The organism is Cupriavidus sp. GW822-FHT06G04 (genome assembly GCF_058799075.1).
In genome coordinates this window covers 90,965-111,991 of sequence record NZ_JBXALD010000003.1, presented here as the reverse complement: position 1 = coordinate 111,991, position 21,027 = coordinate 90,965, and the positions used below count along the sequence as shown (strand labels likewise).

Genomic DNA, 21,027 nt, shown 5'->3' with positions numbered 1-21,027 from the left:
CAGGTGCATTGTGGAATCCGCGCGCCCCCGGCACCATGAGAGGAATCTGAAAGGTCGGAAGCGTCCGATCGCGACGCCGCCCGGACACGACACCTCACGCATGACCGACGCTCACCAGCCGATCGAGTAGCGCCTGGTCCGCCAGCAGGTCGGCGCTGCGGCAGCGCTGCACCACGCGGCCCCGATCCAGTACCACCGCGTGTTGCGTCATGCCCAGCGCAAGGCGCGCATGCTGCTCCACAACGATCACCGCCATACCGCTTTCGGCGATCAGGCCCGCAATCACACGCTGCAATTCCTGCACGATGATGGGCGCAAGGCCTTCCATCGGTTCGTCGAGCAGCAGCAACGCGGGATTGACCATCAGCGCCCGCGCGATCGCCAGCATCTGTTGCTCGCCGCCCGACAACTGGTTGCCCAGATGCCGCCGCCGTTCGGCCAGCCTCGGAAAGGTCCGATAGATACCAGCGATGTCCCAGGGCCCCGGACGCGCCACCGCGCTCAGGTGTTCTTCCACGCTCAGCGACGGGAACATCCAGCGTTCCTGCGGCACCCAGCCGATGCCGGCCTGCGCGCGCCGATGAGGCGGCATCCGCAGCAGGTCGCGCCCGCGCCAGTGCAGTGTGCCGGCGCGCATGCGCGTGAAGCCCATCAGCGTGGCCAGCAGCGTGGTCTTGCCGACGCCATTGCGCCCCAGCAGCGCCAGGCTTTCGCCCTCGCCCAGTGCCAGGTCGATGCGGTCCAGCACCACGGCATCGCCGTAGCCCGCGCTCACGCCGGCCATCGTCAGCAACTCACCCATGCGCGCTTTCCCCCAGATAGACCTCTTTGACGCGCCGGTCCGCGGCAATTTCGGCCGGCGTGCCTTCGGTCAGTACGGCGCCCGCCACCAGCACCGTGATGCGCTCGGCAAAGCGGAACACGAGATCCATGTCGTGTTCGATGAACAGCACCGTGATATCGCGCGGCAGCGCGGCGATGACCGCGAACAGTTCCGCACTCTCGCCAGCCGGTATGCCCGCGGCCGGTTCGTCAAGCAGCAGGATCGACGGACGCGTGGCCAGCGCCAACGCCATTTCCAGCAGGCGTTGCTTGCCGTAGGGCAGGTGCCGAGTCTCGCTATCGGCATCGCGGTCCAGCCGCAGTAACGCCAGCACGGCCATCGCCTCGTCGCGCAGCGCGGTGTGCGATGCAACCGTGCGCGTCCAGACGCGCGCCGCGCCGGTGCGCTCGGCCACCGCCAGCGCCACCGATTCGAGCACCGTCAGCCCGGGAAACAGCGTGTTGATCTGGAACGTGCGCGTCATGCCAAGCCGGACGCGCGCGTGCTGAGGCAAGGCGGTGATGTCACGATCGCCCAGCCAGATGCGGCCCGTCGATGGCGCCAGCGCGCCGGTCAGCAGATTGATGAACGTGGTTTTGCCCGCACCGTTGGGGCCAATCAGCGCGTGCCGCGCCCCAGGTGCAAAGGTCAGCGAGATATCGCTGTTGGCGGCAAACGCGCCCCACGATTTGCCCAGGCCTTCGGTGCGCAGCGTCGCCGTCATGCGTCGGCTCCGTCATGCGCCATGGCGGCCGCCCGCCGGCGCGCTGCCAGCGCGGAGACGGCGCCCATCACGCCGCCCCTGGCCGTCAACACCATCACCACCAGCAACAGCCCGATCCAGAACTGCCAGTAAACCGGATCGATCCCCGCGAGCACGTCCTGCGCGACCATGAACAGCGCCGCGCCAACCAGCGCGCCGTACAGCCTGCCCGTGCCGCCCAGCACCAGCATCACCAGCAATTCGGCCGAACGCGGGAAGCCCAGCACATCCATGCCGACGAATTGGGTGGTCTGCGCCAGCAATGCACCGGCCACGCCCGCCATGGCCGCCGACATCGTGAACACCGTACGCAAGCGCCTTGGCACATCGGCACCCAGCGCGGGCATGCGTCGCGCGCCTTCGCGTACCCCGCGCAGCGACAAGCCGAACGGCGATGCAACGATACGGCGCATCAGCACGAACATCGCGAACAGCACCGTCAGGCTGTACACGTAGGCGGTTTTGCCGGACAGATCGAATTCGAAGCGCCCCAGCAGCGGCCACATCGCCACGCCGGAAAGCCCGTCGACGCCGCCCGTCAGGAATGCCGCCTTGTTGGCCGCCTCGAACAGCATCAGGCCGATGCCGAGCGTCACCATCAGGCGCGTCAGGTCGCCGCCGCGCACCACCAGGAAACTGCACAGCCAGCCCGCCACGGCCGCCACGCCGGCTGCGGCGCACAGGCCGGAAACCGGTTCGCCCCAGCCATGCGCACCCAGCAAGCCAGCCGTGTACGCGCCCAGGCCAAAGAACGCCGCGTGCCCCAGCGAGACAATGCCCGCATAGCCGAGGATCAGATCGAGCGACAGTGCAAACAAGCCGGCGATGAGGATCTGGCTGCCGAGAATCAGGTAATCGGGCAGCAGGAAAAACACGGCGACCGGCGCCAGCCAGAAAACGATTTCCGCGGCATGCCAGCGACCGTCCGGCAGCACGCCTCGCGCAAGCGGTTTCATGCGGCGCGCCTCCCGTAGAGCCCGGCGGGAAACGCCACCAGCAACAGCACCATCATCGCGTAGATCACGAACGCGCCCACCTCGGGCACATAGTATTTGCCGGCCACATCCGCCACGCCGAGCACGATTGCCGCCACCAGCGATCCGCGGATGCTGCCCGCGCCGCCCACCGCGACCACCAGCAGGAAGTAGACCATGTACTTGAGGGGGAACGTCGGGTCCAGCCCCAACACATCTATGCCAAGCGCGCCACCCAGCCCGGCAAGCCCCGACCCGAGCGCGAATGTCAGGCTAAAGACACGCCCGACGTCGATGCCGAGCCCGCTGGCGGCCTGTTGGTTGTCCACGGCCGCGCGCACTTGTGCGCCAAATCGGGTGCGCGCCACCAGCCAGCCCAGCGACAGCGTGATGACGACGACGACGGCCAGCAGGAACAGCCGATACGCGCCCAGTTCGAGGCCGCCCACCCTGATCTGCCCCAGCAGGAACGCAGGCAGCGTCACCGGCTGCTGCCCGGGCCCGAACAACCAAGTGGCGCCGGCCATGGCCATGAAGGTCAGGCCGATCGAGAACAGCACCTGATCGAGATGGCTGGCGCGATACAGGCGCCGGTAAAGCGTGCGCTCGAACAGGCCGCCGGCCAGCGCGGCGGCGGCGAATGCCAGCGGCAGCGCGGCCAGGAACGGCACGCCGAACCGGTTCATCGCCACCACCGCCACATAGCCGCCCAGCATCGCAAACCCGCCGTGCGCCAGGTTGATGAAATTCATCAGCCCCATCGTCACCGACAGGCCCATGCCGATCAGGAACAGCAGGCTGCCGTATGTCACACCATCGAACAGCACGCCGAGCAGGCTCGCTATCACGTTCCGGTCCTTTCAGGTCGATCACTGCGGTGGAAACGGGGTTTTGCATGAAACCAAGGCGCAGATTGTTCAGTGCACGCCGCATATTTGCAATCGGGCGTGACCCGGCCCGCATGCGGGCACGGCTTTACATCGCCCGGTGGGCGCGCTAAGGTCTCTGGCACCTGACTGCCGGGACGTTGCCATGCCGATCGACCGCCGCACTTTTCTGGGTATTTCCACCGCGCTTGCCACACTGCGCGCCGCGCCCGCGCTGGCCGCCGCGCAGGCCGCCACGGTCGAAGCCCCGATGCGCCGCAAGATTCCCGGCACCAACGAGCAGTTGCCCGTGATCGGCATGGGTACCGCCGACACTTTCAACGTGGGCAGGACGTCCGAGGAGCGCGCGCCGCTCGGCGAGGTTCTGGCGATGCTGCTGCAGCGCATTCCGCATGCCGTAGTCGATACCGCGCCCAGCTATGGCAGTGCCGAAGTGGTGACCGGCGACCTGCTGCAGGCCGCCAACGCGCGGCGCAACGTCTTCGTCGCGACCAAGATTTCCTCCGGTGCGCCCAATGCGATCGAGCAGTTCACCCAGTCGCGCGCCGACCTGCGCAGCGATGTGGTCGATCTGCTGCAGGTGCACAACCTGATCGACTGGCAGAACAACCTGAAGCTGCTGCGCCAGCTGAAGGCGCAGGGCAAGACGCGCTATATCGGCATCACCCATTACCGCGAGGACGCGCACGACACGCTGGCGCAGATACTGCGGACCGAAAAAGTCGACTTCCTGCAGGTGAACTATTCGCTGGCCGAGCGCAATGCCGAAAAGACCCTGCTGCCGCTGTGTGAAGAGCGCGGTGTCGCGGTACTGATCAATCGTCCGTTCCAGGATGGTCGCCTGTTTGCCGCGGTCAGGGGCAAGCCGTTGCCGGATTGGGCGGGCGAGATCGATTGCACGTCGTGGGGCCAGCTGTTCCTGAAATTCATCGTCAGCCATCCGGCCGTGACGGCGGCCATTCCCGCCACCTCGAAGCCGAAGAACATGGCCGACAATCTCGGCGCCGCGTTCGGCCGCATGCCGGACACGCGCGAACGCGCGCGCATTGCCGCGGCACTCGCGTAACGCCGCCGTCTCCGCCCACATCGGCCACCGCTCATGAACCCGCACGACGACTCGCGTACCGGCAGACTGCTGGGCGTGCGTGATGGCGAAAAGGCAGCCGTGGTAGCGGCCTTCCTGTTCTTCTTCTGCCTGTTCGCCAGCTATTTCATGCTGCGGCCCGTGCGCGAAACAATGGGCATCGCCGGCGGCGTGAAGAATCTGCAATGGCTGTTCACCGCCACCTTCGTGGTGATGCTGGCGGCCATCCCGCTATACGGCGCGTGCTGCAAATGGCTGCCGCGCCGCCGCTTCGTGCCGTGGGTGTATGCGTTTTTCATCGTCAATCTGCTGGGCTTTGCGGGGGCCACGCGCGCGATGCCGGATAACGTTTGGCTGGCGCGCACCTTCTATGTCTGGCTGTCGGTGTTCAATCTGTTCGTGGTGTCGGTGGCATGGAGCCTGATGGCCGATGTCTTCCGCCCCGAACAAGCGCGCCGGCTGTTTGCGCTGATCGCGGCGGGCGCCAGCGCCGGCGGGCTGGCGGGACCGGTGCTGGGCGGCTGGCTGGTTGAACCGATCGGGCTGACCGGATTGATGCTGCTGTCCGCCGCATTGCTTGCCGCCACATTGCCGATCGTGGGCTTTCTGTTCGGATGGCGGCAGCGGCTTGGCGCGGGCGCGGCCGATGACGCAACCGGCAGCGCGGCGCCGGCGCCCGCAGGTCCGCCCCCGCCCGGCGCCGATGCGGTTGGGCACGATCCCGCGCTGCCCGTGGGCGGCGGCCTGTGGGCCGGCCTCGCGCTGATCGTGCGCTCGCGCTACCTGCTCGGCATCAGCCTGTTTGTGATCCTGCTGGCCACGTCGAGCACGTTCCTGTATTTCGAGCAGGCGCGGCTGGTGTCGGCCGCGTTTCCCTCGCGCGCGCAGCAGACGCAGGTCTTCAGCGCGCTGGACGCCAGCGTGCAGGCGCTGACGATCCTCGTGCAGATCTTTTTCTCCGGGCGCGTGGCGCGGCGCTATGGCGTCACCGCGCTGCTCACCGCCGTGCCGCTGGCCGTGATGTGCGGGTTCCTGCTGTTGTCGATGTGGCCGGTGTTTGGCGTGCTGGCTGCCGCGATGATCGTGCGGCGTGTGGGCGAATACGCGATGCTGCGTCCGGGGCGCGAAATGCTGTTCACCGCGGTCGATCCGCAAACCAAGTACAAGGCCAAGAACGTCATCGACACGGCGATCTATCGCGCCGGCGATGCGGTAAGCGCGTGGGTCAAGACCGCCATCGACGCGCTGTCCGGCCATCCCGCAACCGTGGCGCTGGCCGGCGCTGCGCTGGCCGTTGCATGGGCCTGGCTGGGATGGTGGCTCGGGCGGCGCCACGACGGCGAACTGCAGCAAAGCACGCCATTGCCCGCCGCGCTCGCGCGCGACCCGACAGGCAGCCGATAATCGCGCAGCCTGCTGGCCGCGCCGCGTCGATGCCCGTATAGTCATGGCCTTTCGGTGGCGCACGCGCGTGTCGCCCCACTCTCATACGTAAGGAGCTGCCTCATGAAAACCAAAGCCGCCATCGCCTGGAAAGCCGGCGCCCCGCTCACCGTGGAAGAGGTGGACCTCGATGGCCCGCGCGCCGGTGAAGTGCTTGTCGAGATCAAGGCGACTGGCATCTGCCATACCGACTACTACACGCTGTCCGGCGCCGATCCAGAGGGCATCTTCCCGGCGATCCTGGGCCACGAGGGCGCGGGCATTGTCACCGACGTCGGCCCCGGCGTGACGTCGTTGAAGCCGGGCGATCATGTGATTCCGCTCTACACGCCGGAATGCCGCCAGTGCAAGTTTTGCCTGTCGCGCAAGACCAACCTGTGCCAGGCCATCCGCGCCACGCAAGGCAAGGGATTGATGCCCGATGGCACGTCGCGCTTTTCGATCGATGGCAAACCGATTTTCCACTACATGGGCACGTCGACCTTCGCCAACCACATCGTGGTGCCGGAGATCGCGTTGGCCAAGATCCGTCCCGATGCACCGTTCGACAAGGTCTGCTACATCGGCTGCGGCGTCACCACGGGCGTGGGCGCGGTGCTGTTCACGGCCAAGGTGGAAGCCGGGGCCAACGTGGTGGTGTTCGGCCTGGGCGGCATCGGCCTGAACGTGATCCAGGCCGCGAAGATGGTGGGCGCCGACAAGATCATCGGCGTCGACCTCAACCCGGGCCGCGAGGCAATGGCGCGCAAGTTCGGCATGACGCATTTCGTCAATCCGAAGCAGGTGGACAACGTGGTGGACCACATCGTGCAGCTGACCGATGGCGGCGCCGACTATTCGTTCGAATGCATCGGCAATACCCAGGTCATGCGCCAGGCGCTGGAATGCTGCCACAAGGGCTGGGGCAAATCGATCATCATCGGCGTGGCCGAGGCTGGCGCAGAAATCTCCACGCGTCCGTTCCAGCTCGTCACGGGCCGCGAATGGAAGGGCTCGGCGTTTGGTGGCGCGCGTGGCCGTACCGATGTGCCGAAGATCGTCGACTGGTACATGGAAGGCAAGCTCAACATCGACGACCTGATCACACATACGCTGCCGCTCGATCGCATCAACGAAGGCTTTGACCTGATGAAGCGCGGCGAGTCGATCCGCTCGGTCGTGCTGTACTGAGAACGCGCGCCATGGAACTGCTCTCCGAACACGGCTGTCACGGCGGCGTGCAGCGCTTCTACCAGCACCAGTCGTCCGCCATCGGGCTGCCGATGCGGTTCTCGGTCTTCCTGCCGCCGCAGGCGCTGGGTGCCAACGCCGCGCGCGTGCCGGCGCTGTTCTACCTCGCGGGCCTGACCTGCACCGAGGAAACCTTCGCGATCAAGGCTGGCGCGCAGCAGCACGCCGCGCGCCTCGGGCTGATCCTGGTGGCGCCCGACACCAGCCCGCGCGGTGCGCATGTGCCGGGCGAGGCCGATGCATGGGATTTCGGCGTGGGCGCGGGGTTTTACGTCGACGCGATCGAAGCGCCCTGGCGCATGCACTGGCGTATGGAAAGCTACGTGGCCGACGAACTGTTTCACCTTGTCGCGCGTGAACTGCCGGTTGATGCGGGCCGCGTCGGCATCTTCGGCCATTCGATGGGCGGCCACGGCGCACTGGTGCTGGCGCAACGTTACCCGCAGCGCTTCCGCTCGGTCTCGGCCTTCGCGCCAATTGCCGCGCCATCGCAATGCCCGTGGGGCGTAAAGGCGTTCACCGGCTATCTCGGCGAGGACCGCAGCCGCTGGGCGCAACACGATGCCAGCGCCTTGATGGCGGCGCAGGCGTCGGCGCCATTTCCGTCCGGGATCCTCGTCGATCAGGGGCTGTCGGACAAATTCCTGGCCGAGCAACTGCACCCGGAGGCCTTCGAGACGGCCTGTGCCAGCGTGGGCCAGCCGCTTACGCTGCGCCGGCACGACGGCTACGACCATGGCTACTACTTCATCACGACGTTTATCGCCGATCATCTGCGGCACCACGCCGAACGACTCTGATCGACGCCGAGGGCTGGCAACCGCTGCCACCGATTGCCAGCGCCCCGCTATTGCCCCAATGACTGCAAAACGTGCCCTGCCATGAGCACCTATCGACCCGACCCGATCGTGATGCTGCCCGCGCGGCAGCTATCGCACGCCATCCATGCCAGGGAGGTCTCGTGCCGCGAGGTCATGGCGGCCTATCTCGCGCATATCGACACGCTCAATCCCGGCGTCAACGCCATCGTTGCGCGACAGGATGCCGCGCTGTTGATGCGCGAAGCCGACGCGGCCGATCAGTCGCTGGCGGCCGGCAAATCGGCCGGCTGGATGCATGGCATGCCGCAAGCGCCGAAGGATCTGGCCATGACGCGCGGCATTCGCACCACCTACGGGTCGCCGATCTTCAAGGACAACGTACCGGCCAGCGATTCGGTCATTGTCGAACGCATGCGCAATGCCGGCGCAATCCTTATCGGCAAGACCAACACGCCTGAATTTGGCCTGGGATCGCACACGTTCAATCCCGTGTACGGTGCAACGCGCAATCCTTACGATCGCACGCGTTCGGCCGGCGGCAGCAGTGGCGGCGCGGCAGCCGCGCTGGCGCTGCGCATGCTGCCGGTGGCCGATGGCAGCGACTTTGGCGGATCGCTGCGTAATCCGGCCGCGTTCTGCAATGTTTATGGATTCCGCCCATCGGCAGGCCGCGTGCCGTATGGCCCCGCGCCGGAACTGTTCCTGCCGCAGCTCGGCTGCGAGGGGCCGATGGCGCGCAACGTTGCGGACCTGGCGCTGCTGCTGGCAACGCAAGCCGGTCCCGATGCGCGCACGCCGCAGGCACTGCCGCACGATCCCGTACTGGCCTCGCTGACGCCCCGCAACGTGCGCGACGTGCTGGACGCCGATCTGTCGGGTAAGCGCGTAGCGTGGCTGGGTAACTGGGGCGGCGATTTGCCGATGGAAGACGGCATCCTCGCGCTGTGCGAACAGGCGCTGCGTTTCTTCCCGGATTTCGGCGTCAGCGTCGATGCCATCGCACCGCCCTATCCTGCCGAGAAGATCTGGCAGATGTGGCTGGTGCACCGGCACTTCCTGACGGGCAATGCGCGCCTGGCGCTGTACACCAACCCGGCCACGCGCGCGCAGCTCAAGCCCGAGGCGATCTGGGAAATCGAAGGCTCGCTCGATCTCAAGGCCAGCGACCTGTATGCGGCCAGCGTCCAGCGCAGCGCGTGGCATCAGGCGCTGCAGCGCATCTTTGCCGACTTCGACTACATCGCGGTGCCCACTGCGCAGGTGTTCCCATTCGATGTGGACCAGCACTGGCCCACATCGATTGCCGGCCGCGACATGGACACCTATCACCGCTGGATGGAGGTGGTGGTGGCGTGGACGCTGTCGGGTTGCCCGGTGATCAGCGTCCCGGTGGGATTCAATGCGGAAGGCTTGCCGATGGGCATGCAACTGATCGGCCGGCCGCGCGACGACCTGAGCGTGCTGCAACTGGCCGCCGCGTATGAAGCGGTGCGCGACTGGGTCAATGACCGACTGCCTCCGGCGCTGGAAAGCTGAGGGCGCGCGGCTGCTCGCCCGTCAAATCACTCGCTTCAGGCCACTCGCCGCAGCTGGCGCGCCGAGGCCGCAAACAACGGCGTGGCGCGCTCGGCGGCCAGCGCGATGCGCGTGGCCAGCGCCTGGCTGCCGACCTGATAGCCATCGAAATCCGCCGTGCTCGCGTACACGCCAACCGGCAGCGTCAGTGCCTGCAGGAAGCTGAACAGCGGGCGAAGCTGATGCTCGAGCACCAGCGCGTGCCGGTCGCTGCCGCCGGTGGCGGCCAGCAGCACGGGCTTGTCGATCAACGCATCCATGCCCACCAGATCGAACAGATGCTTGAAGTGTCCCGGGAACGATCCGCGGTACACGGGCGCGGCGGCAATCAGCAGATCGGCCGATTCAATCGCGGCAACCTGTGCCTCGATATCGGCAGGCAGTTCCTGGCGTGTCAGCGCCGCGCCGAGCGGACGTGCAATCTCGCTCAGGTCGACAATCTGCGTATCGAGCACGAGCCGCTGGTCCAGTTCTGCCAGCAGCGCCTGGATCAGCACCAGCGTGCGCGACGGTTGATGAGCGCTGCCATTCACGGCGACGACTTTCAGCGGTGTGGACACAATGTAACTCCGGGGCGGGATTCGATTCCGTACCTTAGCGCTGCGCTCGCAGCATGCGAACGAAGCATTTCGACTATGGATAGATGCAAAAACGGCGACCCGTGGCCGCCGTTCCGCTGTGCACAACGATGCGCGTTCCGGATCAGAACGACGGCACCATCGCGCCCTTGAACTGCGCCTTCATGAACTGGCGCACCTCTTCCGACTGGTAAGCGGCCACGAGCTTCTTCACCCATGGCTTGTCCTTGTCCTGCGTGCGCACCACGATGATGTTGGCGTACGGGCTGTGGATGTCTTCCAGCGCGATCGCATTGGTCGTCGGCTGCAGGCCGGCGGCCAGCGCGTAGTTGGTGTTGATCACAGCAGCGGCCACGTCGGGCAGCGCGCGCGCCAGTTGCGCGGCGTCGAGCTCCACCAGCTTGATCTTCTTCGGATTGTCGGCCACATCCAGCGGCGTGGCGTTCACACCGTTCGTGCCAACACCGGGCTTCAGCTTGATCACGCCCTGCGCGGCCAGCAACAGCAGCGCGCGATTCTCGTTGGACGGATCGTTTGGCACCGCCACCTTGGCGCCTTGCGGCAGGTCCTTCGGCGACTTGAGGGTCTTCGAATAGATGCCCAGCGGCGAAATATAGGTGTAGCCGACGCTGACCATCTTGTAGCCGCGCTGCTTGATCTGACTATCGAGATACGGCTGGTGCTGGAAGCTGTTGGCGTCGAGGTCGCCCGCATCCAGCGCGGCATTGGGCTGCACGTAGTCGTTGAACTCCACCACCTTCACGTTCAGCCCGTTCTTCTTCGCCACCTTCTGCACCACCTGCCAGACTTCGGCGTCGGGCCCGCTCACCGTGCCAACGCGAATCGTCTGTTCCTGCGCCGCGGCGTTGCCGGCGGCAACCACACCCAGCGCCACGGTTGCGGCGGCCAGGGTCTTCGTGATCGAGAGCATCTTCATAGGTCTTGTTTTCCTGGGAATCGAGAAGCCGCCATCGCGTTGTGCGCAATGATGGCGGTCGAACCGCGCCGAGTGGGACGCGGCCGAGGCCAGAACTTTACCTCAATGCGCTTCGGGCTGAAGCGTGACTGGCTCGCCGGCCGCCTTGCCCACGGGATGGCTGGCAATTGTGGCAATACAACAAAGATTGAGAAATTCGTACAACATAGATGGAGAATTCAAAAATACTCTGTGGATCAGCAACTTAGCGCACGATTGCTGCCCTCACCCACCGGATGTGCGTCGCATGTCGCTTTGGGCCCGATGACAATAATGTTTGAGAAAATGTCTAACATAGCCCTCAATCGTCGTCTGCGAGGTAGTCCTTAAGCGAACGACCCTTCGTCCGCCAAGTATTCTGTTCGGCGGGCACCGTCAACAGGGGCGAAGTGTCTGGAACGCCTGCGGCTGCGCTAGCGGCCTCATGGCGTCTTTGCTTCTCGTCCTGTTGCAAGGCCTTCCGGGCATCTCTATCGACCGGCGCCGGCCCGTGCCATGCCGCGAGCTGCGCATCCCTGATCTTCTCGAGCTCGTCCACCATCTCTGCGGGCAACTTTTTTGCCGGCTTCGGCTTCTGGCTGATTAGCTCTTTCAGTGCCTTCAGCCTGGCCGCCTCCTCGTCCCGGTTCCAGCCAGACTCGAATGCCTGAATCTCAATCCAATCTCGATTCGGGTTGCAGTGCTCGGCCGACTCCACAGTCGGCGCGAGACGCAACCAGTCCCCTTCGCCCCGCCGCCACCAGACTACATTCTTGTAGGGCTTGACATAGACCTCGATCTTGGCCGTTTTCGCGTCGATGCCGCGAGCGGCGAGGGACCCACCGTATTGCAGCAAGGCGCGGGCCCCTTCGTCCCCTTCTGGCACGCTGGAAGGACTCCCATAGGACAATTTTCCAACCGTAATCTTGCCGCCTTCCACGGTGCAATACCGGGGCTCGATGATCGACGCGAGCAGGTCGACGGGCCGTCGGACCAGCGCCGCATTGCCCCGACGCAGCATTTGATGTTCCGCCAGCAAGCGCGCCGGGATCGGCTCGACATGGGCCAAAAACATCCGCTCGTCCAGAACTGTCGGCTTCCGGCTCCGCTTCAGGTTCAACTTGTTGATCACCTCGATCACGACAATCTCAAGCGCTTTCGGCGTAATCAGGAGTATTTCTTTCGAGTCGCGCTTGCGCTGTTTGCGTTGTGCCGCCTGTTGGATGGACTTCACCGTGGCCACCCCGGGAGGCAGCGCCTTCAGTCGCTCCAGAATTTTGGCACGCAACAGCTCTCCCATGGGCCCGGCGGCACGCAAGGTTCCGTCGCTGCGCATCGCCTGCTTCACTCGCCCGATGCCCCCTTCGATGCCGCCCTTGTCCTGCGGGGCTCCAGCCCGGGTCAGACGTACATCGATCTTGATACCATCGACGGTCCAGTCCAGCATCTTGTGCGAAGCGCCAGGACCGCGGTCCATCACGATCTGGTCGAACTGCCCGTTGACAATGCCAGGATAGTCGGCGGGATCCAGCCCGAGCTGTCGCAGCCGCTCGTCATGCGGAGTCAGGATGTTGTACATCAAATATTGATAGTGCTCCCTGCTCTCCTCCCCGGCAGTGACTAGCCACCCCGCGTAAGCATTGCTCTTGCGGCAGATGCCAAGCATGATGGTCGCCGGCCCACAGTACCGGCAGTTTTCGGGCGTGACATCGTGTCTGTCATCATCGGCCACGACAAGACACGCCTCGGGGAGCAGCGTACCATCCAGATCCGCGGTGTCCAACACTCCAAAGGTGAGGGCTTTGCCGCTGCCGCCTCGGGCACCGTTCAGCGCACCAACGAGCGGCTTTAGGGTGGGATACTCGAGGAGGAGCAAGTCCCGGTGATAGATAAGCGCGCGTGGGCTGGGAATGGTCGCCTCATCAACGGGAATGCGGGTCCCATCTTCTAATTCTGTCAAATAGCAACAGTTCACATAGAAGTAATTCAGAAAGAAGCCCCGGTCGCGAACCCGTTTAGCTGCTTCGGCGTCGTACTCCTTGACGATCCCGTCAATCGCCTCCCGCAAACGCTTGATCCAGAAGGCATCGGCACGATTGGTGCGAGGACAGTTCGCGCGTCCCCGAAGAATCGGATCTTTATAAGGTCGTCCGGACTTCATTGCCTCCGCAAGCTGCCATTTTGGAAAGCCTCGCTTGCCACAGGCTTGTGTCCTCGGTCGCAACGCGTCGTAGGTTCCCCCGAAGCGGAGGTAGATCCCCAACACGCGTTCGACCTCATAGCGCTTCGTCTCTGAGTCCGCGATAAGCAGGTCAATCAGCTCATGTCGCCACAGGGGGTCGACATATAGGTCACCAAACCCGTGATCGCCAAGCAGCGACCAGTCAATATGTTCGCGCGACACCAGGCCCTTTATCTTTTTCCAGCGGGTCACCCAGTCGCCCTCCCTTTTCGGCGCCTTCTTTTTTTTCTGGCGAATCGCCGCCTGCGTCTTGGCGTCGTCGGTCAGCTCAATCGTTATCGGGGGAAATGGATCCGGTACGATTGCCACAGCCTCGTCGGGCAACCGTTGTAGCTCTTCATAGGTCTTGACCAGGAGTTGTTTGCCTAGGGAAAAACCCTTGTCGTCGAGGTCGAAAAATGCCATGATTTTTTTGTCCGGATCGGCGTGCACGAAGCGATAGCAGCGTGCCCCCGCGCCGGTCAGATCGCAGCGCACGGTGGACTTGAACGACTCGAAGGGAAAGGGTTCAAGCTTCATGATGCGGCACCTCCAGAATCAGGGATCGATACGGGTGCAGTTCATGCGCCGGATCGACACGCAGGTAGCCATACGCATGGGCCGTGCAAAACAGATTGGCAGCGTCGATAGCTGTGCAGCGAGCCACCTTTTCCATTTTTTCCAGGCACTGGTCCAGGGTCAGTTCTTCCTCCTGCCACGACGCGTAGTTCTCCAGCAGCAAGCCGGCGAACGCCTGGGCGGCCGCACGCAACGCCCGGATGTCGAGCCCGAGCAGCGTCTGGTAGCAGCGTGCGGCATTTTTCAGCGCGAGCGCCGATACCGATCGGTCCGCCACCAGTTCCACCGTGACGCCGCGCGACAGAAGCTGTGTCTGAACCCTTGTCATACGCGTTTCGTTGACAAAAACCGCATGCAGATGCGGCTGGCCCCGATTGGCGAGCAATTCGACCGTCAGCATGCAGTCCACCAACGGCGGGAGCGCACGCCCCAACTTTGCGAACGGGTTGACAACCGCGTAGTTGCCACGCGCCTCGACAAGATAGGGGTTGAGCTTCAGAAGCTGGTCAAGGGCCGTCAGCGAGACACCGGGCGACACATGTCGCTGCGTACCTGTCAGACTATTCGTGATCGCGACCGTCGAGAATCGACGCTTCCGGATATTGACGAACCGCCCGGGTACATATCGTGATCCCGTCAGATTGCCCAGCGCGTCGCGCTCGGGCATGATCAACTGCGGATCGGGCACGCAGTACTGCGGAAACAGTTCAAGACATAGACCTTCCACTTTGTCGACTCCGAGGGCGACTACACGATCATGCGTCTCCTTCGAGCGCGCGCTTGATGGCGGTGGCGATCAGAGGCGACGCCGAGCGCCAGCGCTCGAGCAAGTAAGGCGTGACCCCAAGCGCGCGGCACAGCCCCGCTTTCGAGCAGCGTCCCGTCCGAGAAGCCGCCGACAGCGTCCGGCCAGCCTGGCGCACCTGCTCGGCGATGGTTGCTGCGCTGCCGGCTGTAGGCAGAAGCGCCCGCCGCCACCCTTTTGCCGCCTCGGTCTTCTGGTGTTGCTGCAGCAGCCACGCCTTGTCGTTGGTGACAAGCCACCCATAGGCGCGCGGCTCGAGCTTGCGGATGGCACGTTGGGAGCCGCCGGGATGGCGCTGGCAAGCGCTCTGCCAGGCACGACGCGCTGCGGCGCGTCGCTCGGCGAAACGCGTCGCTACCGCGAGCGGCCGCAGTCCTGCATCAGCAATAAACTGGTGCACGGCCCGCGGCCTCATCCGGCAGAGCGTCGCGATTTGCAGATAGGTGCAGTGAGCGCGTAGCAGGCGTTCGATATCCGCCTTGCCATAGTGTTTGCGGCCGTCCACAGACAATGGCGTCACGCTGTAGCGCCCGGCCCACCCGCTTGTCTCTCGTTTAATGATCCGACCACGTCGCGGGTGTGCCGGCGCAGGCAACGGGCTGACCGCAGTCGAGCGCGCCGCCAGACGCAGCCAGCCCAGCAGCAGCACGAGCAGCAACGGCGCAATATAGCGTTCCCCGCTGCAGCGGACCCAGTGGAGGACGTTCTGTCCGAACAACGGGCGGTCGAACACGCCCTGCAGTGCCGGGGCATCGAGCGCGTGTTTGCAGAACGTGCGGAAGCTGCGACAGAACTGAGCCGTGGCATAGGTGCCGTTTTCCCGCAGGACGCCAGCCGCGGCGAGTTGTGCCTCGAACCCTATCGCCGCTTGTCCGCAATCCGCCCCGAGCTGGCACAGCATTACCGTGTCCCGCGCGAATTGCGATTGCGCCGGGCCGGCCTCGCGCACGCACTCGGCCGGATAGTTGGGTTCGGGGCCAGAGGCCATCGGGACGAGTTGAACGCCATGACGCCAGCAGGCCCGCACCATCGGTGCACGATGCGGCCAGAAGATGGCGCGCGTGCCATACTCATGCCATGCTGCGGGCTCGCACACGGGGCAAACCAGATTGCCCGGATAGGTCGCGATCATCCACGGCGCGCGACCCGATGGTCGGATAACGCCCTGTCCCGTCTTAACGCGCTGCCGGAACGCCTCGCGCATTGGCGGCATCATTTGGAACGTGCAATAGTTGGTGAGCGTACGCTGCGCCAAAATGTCGTCGGCAGTCCCGAAGAATCCGGACGCGAAGGCGGCCAATTGTGCCAACGCAACGGTGACGGTGCCATAGGCGAGATCGGCATCTCGTTCGAATCCTCCATATCGGATATACGGCAGGCTGCCTATTACATGCGTGGCGAGGCTCGATGCGGCTTCGAAGGGATCATGGGGCAAAGCAACACCAATACTGTCCAATAGCACGGCAGTTCTCCTTCGCGTCCGGCGCTTAGCCCTCGGCCCTTATAGCGACAAGAACCGAGCCTCCAACGAGGGCGGCACGAGGATGTTATTCGCATGGAACAAAGGACGGACCGCCCTTGCAAATTCTGGACTAGAGAGAATCCAAAAACGACAAAAAGCATTCGACATTCCCGCTTCGTCGAGGACCGCTTGATACCGGAGCGGTAAGACTTGACCTGCACCGGCCAGCACCTCCACGGCGCGTTTTAGACGGGCGACAACGCGGCGTTGTTGTTCAGGCAGGCGGTAGACGCCGCGCAGTCTAGTCTTTCTCGGGGCATAGAAAGAGTTCGACAACAGCCAGTCTCGGTCATGCGCCATGAGCCAGACATACGCGCGCGGTTCCGCCGATGCCACAATGCCCACCGCCACTCTGCCATGCTTCAGGTAAGCACTTTTCCATGCCGCGCGTGCAGTACGCCGCAAGAACAGAACTCTAGCCCGACGCACCTCCGCTTGGCGCCCAGACTGGTAGACGCGCTGATTGACGGTACTGAGTTTCATCCCCTTGATCGCCCCCACCGCAGTTCCGCTATATCCCTTTAAGCGGAGTGCAACAGCATCAAGACACTCAGGTTGCTTCAGCGTCGGTTCGTCAAATGCACTCCAGGCGTGCGCCGGCGAGGATGGGCTTCTCGCGTAACTCGGATTCGGCAGGGACGCAACCGCCATCGGGCTTACTTGGCGCAGGAATCGGAGAAAGATCGCCAGCAAGACAGGTTGTATATAACCGTAGCACTGCGTCAGAAATCGTACGATGCGATGTATGGTATAAGGCCCCATACCGATTTGGTGCAGCATCGGGCTACGAACGTTCTTCCGCACATGGGCTTGAAAGCTTTCTATCAATTTCGCTCTGCAAAAACTACCATTTCCGTACTTGAAACCCGCATTGCGAACACGCTCGTTGATGTTGGCTATGGCGCATTCGATGTCCTGGCCCCATTCGCACAGTGCGACGATGTCGCACGCGAATTCGACCTCTTCTTTTGAAGCTATTTTCACGTTGCGCACTGCCATGCCGTAGTCAGTCGCACCATGAAACTCAGCGAGTAGCACCCCATGCTTCCAACAGGCGTCAACCAAGGCCGCTTGGTGTGGCCAAAGAAGTGCCACGGTGCCGAAGTCTTGCAGCGCTTCTTGTTCGCACAAGGGGCAAACCATCGGCGGACGATAGTCGCTAATAACCGTTCCGTCGCCTGTATGGCAACTGACAGTGCCATCGATAGCGCGACGCCTCAGGCGCTCGAACCGAACTGGCGCCATGGAAAATCGGCAATAGTTTAGAAGAGTACGCGTATTTACGAGTTCCCCGACATCACCATAGAAGCCATCGCCTAAGGCTGCGAGCTTGTTCAGCGGCCACGATATCGTTCCGTGCGCGAGCCTTGCACGGCGCTCGTTGTTTGCCAAAGGCGGAAGCATGCCGAACATCTCATTGGCAAGGCTGCTCGCCATCTCGAATGGATGGCGCGGCAGTAGTGGGGCAATCAATTCCAACATGATCGGCTCCTGGTCAAAAGTGAAATCGGCGCGTCGCAAGGGCGCGCGGCATCGGAAGACCTATCGGTTCCGGGTCAGCCGGCGGGCAGCCGCCGCAGCGACAACTGCCCATGACCGACATCCTCAACCGTCAGCGACCTGAGGCCGCCTGCTTCGGCACCCCCTGGGCCTGTCGCTCCGCCTTGGGCTTGACCGGTACGCGGTACGACAGCCAGTCCGCATAGCGCACGGACTCATGGAACTCCACTTCCGCTTTCGCATACAACCTGACGTACTTCAGCAACGCCGGGCATGCCTCCTCGAGCAGGTCGTCCAGGAGTTTTTCCGGGTTATAGCTGCGCTGCCGATGCAGGCGCCGGTTGATTTCGCAGAACATCAGCGGATAAGCCATGCGGTGCCCTCCGACCTGCTGCATAAGCGGGAGCAATGCATCGGGCATCGGCGCGCTGGTCGGAAGCTTGCCCCAGTAATACTGGGATAGCTCGACGTCGCTGTCGGCATGGGGGACGATCTCGTGCACCCTGCCCACCGACAGCAAGTCGAGCGCGTCGCGGGCGGTCCCCGGTCTCGCGAGTCCCGACGCCAGGAACACGACGACGCCGAAGCCGGCATCGGCAACGTTGCCAAGCGTCTGCACGAAATCGGCAAACTCCTGCACGCGTGCGGCATGCCGCGAGTCCAGACCAACGATCGCGATGGCACCCACATGCAGCGCGGACAAGGTGCGGATGATGACCTCCAGCGCCGGCATGTTCGACCTTCGGTAGGCCTGGGCGAGACCTTGGTGCAAGTAGGCATCCAAGCTGCGCAAGAGCGCCGGGACGAAGGCAGTCTCATTGAGCCGAATACTCACCCGGACGACCAGGAACGGCCAGTGGTACAGACGACCGGGCGTGACAATGGACTGGCCACGTTCGTCGAACTCGTCGACCCGGTCATATTGGCGACAGACACCGAAATGGGCCTGCACGGCATAAGCGAGCTTGGCGGCGTCCAGCGACAGGGGCGCCGCTACCATCAGCACGCGGCGCGCGCGCTCCGATGCCTCGCGCGAACACAGCTCCTGCATCCCGTAGCGGGCGTGGTAGATCGCCCGCGTGGTGTCCTGCCGGATCTGGACCAGGCTATCGCCCTTGGCCTGCGTCCGCGTCTCGACCATTTCGATGATGAGCTCCGCGATATCGAGCTCTTCTGAGGTCGGAAGAATGCCGCCCTCAATATCAAGTCGTCCCCGTGCCAGACGGGAACGGGCCTTGCCCCGCAGGGACGAATCCTCCAGGACATCGGCGTGACTGAGCGCCTCTAGCAGATCACTCTTCCTCAGTGGCGCTGGCAGGGCTTCCACCAGAAAACCGCGGCGGATCGCCAGGTGCACGCGCCGCGTCTGGCTGGCTCGAGCAGGTGTACGCATGGTTGTCTCCTTCGAAAACAGCGCCTCTGCGTCGGCAGAACGCTTGGGGGCGCGGACCGCGCCATGGCGGTCCCGCACCGCGTCTATTGCAAACAGGAGTGCAAACAGGAAGTCAGCCGCGCGGGCCGACGCGGGCAAAGACCATGTCGAGCACCTTCGCGATTCGGTCGAAGCTATCCGGCCCCGGGTGCGACGGGCTTGGCGCGGCGGGAATGCGCCAGCTCCGCACGACTTCGCGCCGCTCCAACGAGCCATTCGGGGTAGGCGTCAGGTGGATGCTGATCAGATGCAGCAGCAGCGTGCCGCTCGCCGGGTCATGGCTCGCGACGCAGTGGCCCACGCTCGCCACGGGTGCACCGCGTACCGCTTCGGTCGTGTCGCGGCGCGCCTCGCCGTTGCGGGAAGCGACGTCGACCGGCGCCCGCTCAAGCGTGCGGTCCCGGGGCGCAGTTCGGCCCTCTACCCAGCCCTTATGGCCGGCGCGGTTCGCGACCAGGACGACGTTCACCGGCGATGTGTCCCAGGGCACGTTGGCCGACTGGAGTTGTCGCTGGAGCCGCCGCATGCTTTTTTCGACCTCGGCCTTGCTGACCGGTGCATAGGACTCGCCCTCATCGGTCCGCGCATGCGCTGCGGGCTGGCGGGCATGCAGAGTCCGGCGACGGCGTGGCGCGTCATCCGCCGGCGGCTCTGCCGTCGGGGAAGTCGACGGCCGTTCGCCCGTGGCGGCCGGCCGCAGACCCGATCTGACACATAAGGCGTCCCAATACACCGCAGCGATTTGGCGTTCGACCTCGTCAGTCGAAAGTTCCGGCGCGGTCGGCCGCGAGGACGTCACATCGACCGCTTGTCCGGCTTGGCCCTGGCCATCCACAGGACGCAGCCAGTCATGCAGGATGGGCAGATCCTGCCGGGGTGTCGCTGACAGCCCGGACGCGACGATCTGGCGGCCGCGCAACGTCTCGACCCCGGACAGGTGGGCAAGATCTCCCAGCCTGCGCGCCATCCGCTCCCTATGGCGGCGCGAGGGGCGCGGGGAATGCGCATCGTCGGACGGCAGTGGCAGGTCGAGTCGCGGGTCAAATTGCCGGTCGCCAACGATGCGGGGGCGCCGATCGGTCACGACCTCGCCGTCCCCGATGCCCGGAAAGTCCTCGCTGCCGCGCGTCGGCGCCGGCGGCAGCGGATGCCCGGGCGCATTGGCCGGGGGCAGCGCGGCCGGGGCGAGACTGGGATCGAGCTTGTGGTCGGGATCGAGGTCCACGCGATCCCGATCCATGCAGTCGCGGTCTTTCCCGGTGCGAGTGCGGGTGCGGGCAGGCCGCGTGGTGTCGCGGGCCGTCGTGTGCGGTTCCGGCGATCCGGTCGCCGGCAATGCTTTGGTGCGTGTGGCCATGATGTGCTCCGAAATTCATTTTTCAGATTCCGGAGGCACAGGCGCGCAGCGTCCTTGATCTTTTGCGGGCTTTCGATCAATACTTTGGGCACCACACCGCCTGTATCGACCTTGAGACCGCGCGAGATCACTGGATGCGTCCTTGGCATTCCGGATCCTACGTGGGGGATGGGTTTCAGTTCTTCCTGGATTTCCTTTTCGATTACCCGCCAGCCGGGCGTAGAAAGGATATAGGAGAGAAACGGCCGCCTCGCAAGGGCGGCCGTTTTTTTATGGCCCACGATTTTCCATCACCCCTCGCTCCTGACGAGTCGGCTCCCCGCAGCAATTCCGCGCTGCGCATCGTCCTTCCCTGGCCTTCCATTTGCCATATTCATAGTAAAATCACCACGCTTTTTTCCTTTACAATCAGAGAATTACCACCGCTACTCTCCGAATATTTTTAAAGACGCTTTAAAATCGCCGCCCACACCCATCA

At 64.2% G+C, this 21,027-nt stretch carries 17 protein-coding genes; 5 read left to right on the top strand and 12 right to left on the bottom strand.

From position 1 onward, the window contains the following. Positions 1-94: 94 nt before the first annotated feature. The 4 genes from AC1RKI_RS07790 to AC1RKI_RS07775 are packed head-to-tail and all read right to left on the bottom strand — an operon-like array spanning position 95 to position 3,405. Positions 95-802, bottom strand: coding sequence for an ABC transporter ATP-binding protein (locus AC1RKI_RS07790; protein WP_061956617.1), 708 nt, complete (start codon positions 800-802; stop codon positions 95-97). Continuing rightward, entirely contained in the window at positions 795-1,547 is a 753-nt protein-coding gene (locus AC1RKI_RS07785; protein WP_227460945.1) for an ABC transporter ATP-binding protein, read from the bottom strand. The genes AC1RKI_RS07790 and AC1RKI_RS07785 overlap by 8 nt, the downstream gene beginning before the upstream one ends. Then, a complete protein-coding gene (locus AC1RKI_RS07780; protein ID WP_492796150.1) occupies positions 1,544-2,542 on the bottom strand; it encodes a branched-chain amino acid ABC transporter permease in 999 nt (332 codons plus the stop codon). The genes AC1RKI_RS07785 and AC1RKI_RS07780 overlap by 4 nt, the downstream gene beginning before the upstream one ends. Next, positions 2,539-3,405 carry a branched-chain amino acid ABC transporter permease gene (locus AC1RKI_RS07775; RefSeq protein WP_492796207.1) on the bottom strand — a complete coding sequence of 289 codons (867 nt, stop codon included), beginning with the start codon at positions 3,403-3,405 and terminating at the stop codon, positions 2,539-2,541. Before AC1RKI_RS07775 ends, AC1RKI_RS07780 begins: the two co-directional genes overlap by 4 nt. Positions 3,406-3,592: 187 nt before the next feature. Between AC1RKI_RS07775 and AC1RKI_RS07770 the strand changes: the two genes are divergently transcribed. From AC1RKI_RS07770 to AC1RKI_RS07750, 5 genes are all read left to right on the top strand, one after another. Next, a complete protein-coding gene (locus tag AC1RKI_RS07770) occupies positions 3,593-4,513 on the top strand; it encodes an aldo/keto reductase (protein WP_150980524.1) in 921 nt (306 codons plus the stop codon). 33 nt (positions 4,514-4,546) lie between these two features. After that, entirely contained in the window at positions 4,547-5,935 is a 1,389-nt protein-coding gene (locus AC1RKI_RS07765) for an NTP/NDP exchange transporter (RefSeq protein ID WP_492796152.1), read from the top strand. A 102-nt stretch (positions 5,936-6,037) separates the two neighbouring features. Continuing rightward, a complete protein-coding gene (locus AC1RKI_RS07760; RefSeq protein ID WP_061959915.1) occupies positions 6,038-7,144 on the top strand; it encodes an S-(hydroxymethyl)glutathione dehydrogenase/class III alcohol dehydrogenase in 1,107 nt (368 codons plus the stop codon). Positions 7,145-7,155: 11 nt separating this feature from the next. Continuing rightward, entirely contained in the window at positions 7,156-8,004 is an 849-nt protein-coding gene (gene fghA, locus AC1RKI_RS07755; protein ID WP_150980519.1) for an S-formylglutathione hydrolase, read from the top strand. 81 nt (positions 8,005-8,085) lie between these two features. Beyond that, entirely contained in the window at positions 8,086-9,561 is a 1,476-nt protein-coding gene (locus AC1RKI_RS07750; protein WP_492796155.1) for an amidase, read from the top strand. Between the two features lie 35 nt (positions 9,562-9,596). Here AC1RKI_RS07750 and msuE read toward each other — a convergent pair whose 3' ends face one another. The 8 genes from msuE to AC1RKI_RS07710 all read right to left on the bottom strand — a co-directional run bounded on the left by msuE (position 9,597) and on the right by AC1RKI_RS07710 (position 20,549). After that, positions 9,597-10,160 carry an FMN reductase gene (gene msuE, locus AC1RKI_RS07745; protein ID WP_061959912.1) on the bottom strand — a complete coding sequence of 188 codons (564 nt, stop codon included), beginning with the start codon at positions 10,158-10,160 and terminating at the stop codon, positions 9,597-9,599. A gap of 142 nt (positions 10,161-10,302) precedes the next feature. Further along, the gene (locus AC1RKI_RS07740) at positions 10,303-11,115 is read right to left on the bottom strand and encodes a MetQ/NlpA family ABC transporter substrate-binding protein (protein ID WP_061959911.1); all 813 of its coding nucleotides are present in this window, start codon (positions 11,113-11,115) and stop codon (positions 10,303-10,305) included. 340 nt (positions 11,116-11,455) lie between these two features. Further along, positions 11,456-13,894 (bottom strand): TnsB C-terminal domain-containing protein, encoded by a 2,439-nt coding sequence (locus AC1RKI_RS07735; RefSeq protein WP_144198220.1) that lies wholly within the window; start codon positions 13,892-13,894, stop codon positions 11,456-11,458. Beyond that, positions 13,884-14,621, bottom strand: coding sequence for a hypothetical protein (locus AC1RKI_RS07730; RefSeq protein WP_144198219.1), 738 nt, complete (start codon positions 14,619-14,621; stop codon positions 13,884-13,886). The genes AC1RKI_RS07735 and AC1RKI_RS07730 overlap by 11 nt, the downstream gene beginning before the upstream one ends. Before the next feature lie 67 nt (positions 14,622-14,688). Continuing rightward, a complete protein-coding gene (locus AC1RKI_RS07725; protein ID WP_144198218.1) occupies positions 14,689-16,200 on the bottom strand; it encodes a TnsD family Tn7-like transposition protein in 1,512 nt (503 codons plus the stop codon). Between the two features lie 39 nt (positions 16,201-16,239). Next, positions 16,240-17,742, bottom strand: coding sequence for a TnsD family Tn7-like transposition protein (locus tag AC1RKI_RS07720; RefSeq protein WP_144198217.1), 1,503 nt, complete (start codon positions 17,740-17,742; stop codon positions 16,240-16,242). 130 nt (positions 17,743-17,872) lie between these two features. Then, a complete protein-coding gene (locus AC1RKI_RS07715; RefSeq protein ID WP_144198216.1) occupies positions 17,873-19,153 on the bottom strand; it encodes a hypothetical protein in 1,281 nt (426 codons plus the stop codon). A gap of 112 nt (positions 19,154-19,265) precedes the next feature. Beyond that, positions 19,266-20,549 (bottom strand): hypothetical protein, encoded by a 1,284-nt coding sequence (locus AC1RKI_RS07710; protein ID WP_144198215.1) that lies wholly within the window; start codon positions 20,547-20,549, stop codon positions 19,266-19,268. Positions 20,550-21,027 lie beyond the last annotated feature (478 nt).

Excerpts from the sequence above, each read along its gene's own strand:
- AC1RKI_RS07790 (WP_061956617.1), bottom strand. The coding sequence starts at position 802 with ATGGGTGAGTTGCTGACGATGGCCGGCGTGAGCGCGGGCTACGGCGAT.
- AC1RKI_RS07785 (WP_227460945.1), bottom strand. The coding sequence starts at position 1,547 with ATGACGGCGACGCTGCGCACCGAAGGCCTGGGCAAATCGTGGGGCGCG.
- AC1RKI_RS07780 (WP_492796150.1), bottom strand. The coding sequence starts at position 2,542 with ATGAAACCGCTTGCGCGAGGCGTGCTGCCGGACGGTCGCTGGCATGCC.
- AC1RKI_RS07770 (WP_150980524.1), top strand. The coding sequence starts at position 3,593 with ATGCCGATCGACCGCCGCACTTTTCTGGGTATTTCCACCGCGCTTGCC.
- AC1RKI_RS07765 (WP_492796152.1), top strand. The coding sequence starts at position 4,547 with ATGAACCCGCACGACGACTCGCGTACCGGCAGACTGCTGGGCGTGCGT.
- AC1RKI_RS07760 (WP_061959915.1), top strand. The coding sequence starts at position 6,038 with ATGAAAACCAAAGCCGCCATCGCCTGGAAAGCCGGCGCCCCGCTCACC.
- fghA (WP_150980519.1), top strand. The coding sequence starts at position 7,156 with ATGGAACTGCTCTCCGAACACGGCTGTCACGGCGGCGTGCAGCGCTTC.
- AC1RKI_RS07750 (WP_492796155.1), top strand. The coding sequence starts at position 8,086 with ATGAGCACCTATCGACCCGACCCGATCGTGATGCTGCCCGCGCGGCAG.
- AC1RKI_RS07740 (WP_061959911.1), bottom strand. The coding sequence starts at position 11,115 with ATGAAGATGCTCTCGATCACGAAGACCCTGGCCGCCGCAACCGTGGCG.
- AC1RKI_RS07735 (WP_144198220.1), bottom strand. The coding sequence starts at position 13,894 with ATGAAGCTTGAACCCTTTCCCTTCGAGTCGTTCAAGTCCACCGTGCGC.
- AC1RKI_RS07720 (WP_144198217.1), bottom strand. The coding sequence starts at position 17,742 with ATGTTGGAATTGATTGCCCCACTACTGCCGCGCCATCCATTCGAGATG.
- AC1RKI_RS07715 (WP_144198216.1), bottom strand. The coding sequence starts at position 19,153 with ATGCGTACACCTGCTCGAGCCAGCCAGACGCGGCGCGTGCACCTGGCG.
- AC1RKI_RS07710 (WP_144198215.1), bottom strand. The coding sequence starts at position 20,549 with ATGGCCACACGCACCAAAGCATTGCCGGCGACCGGATCGCCGGAACCG.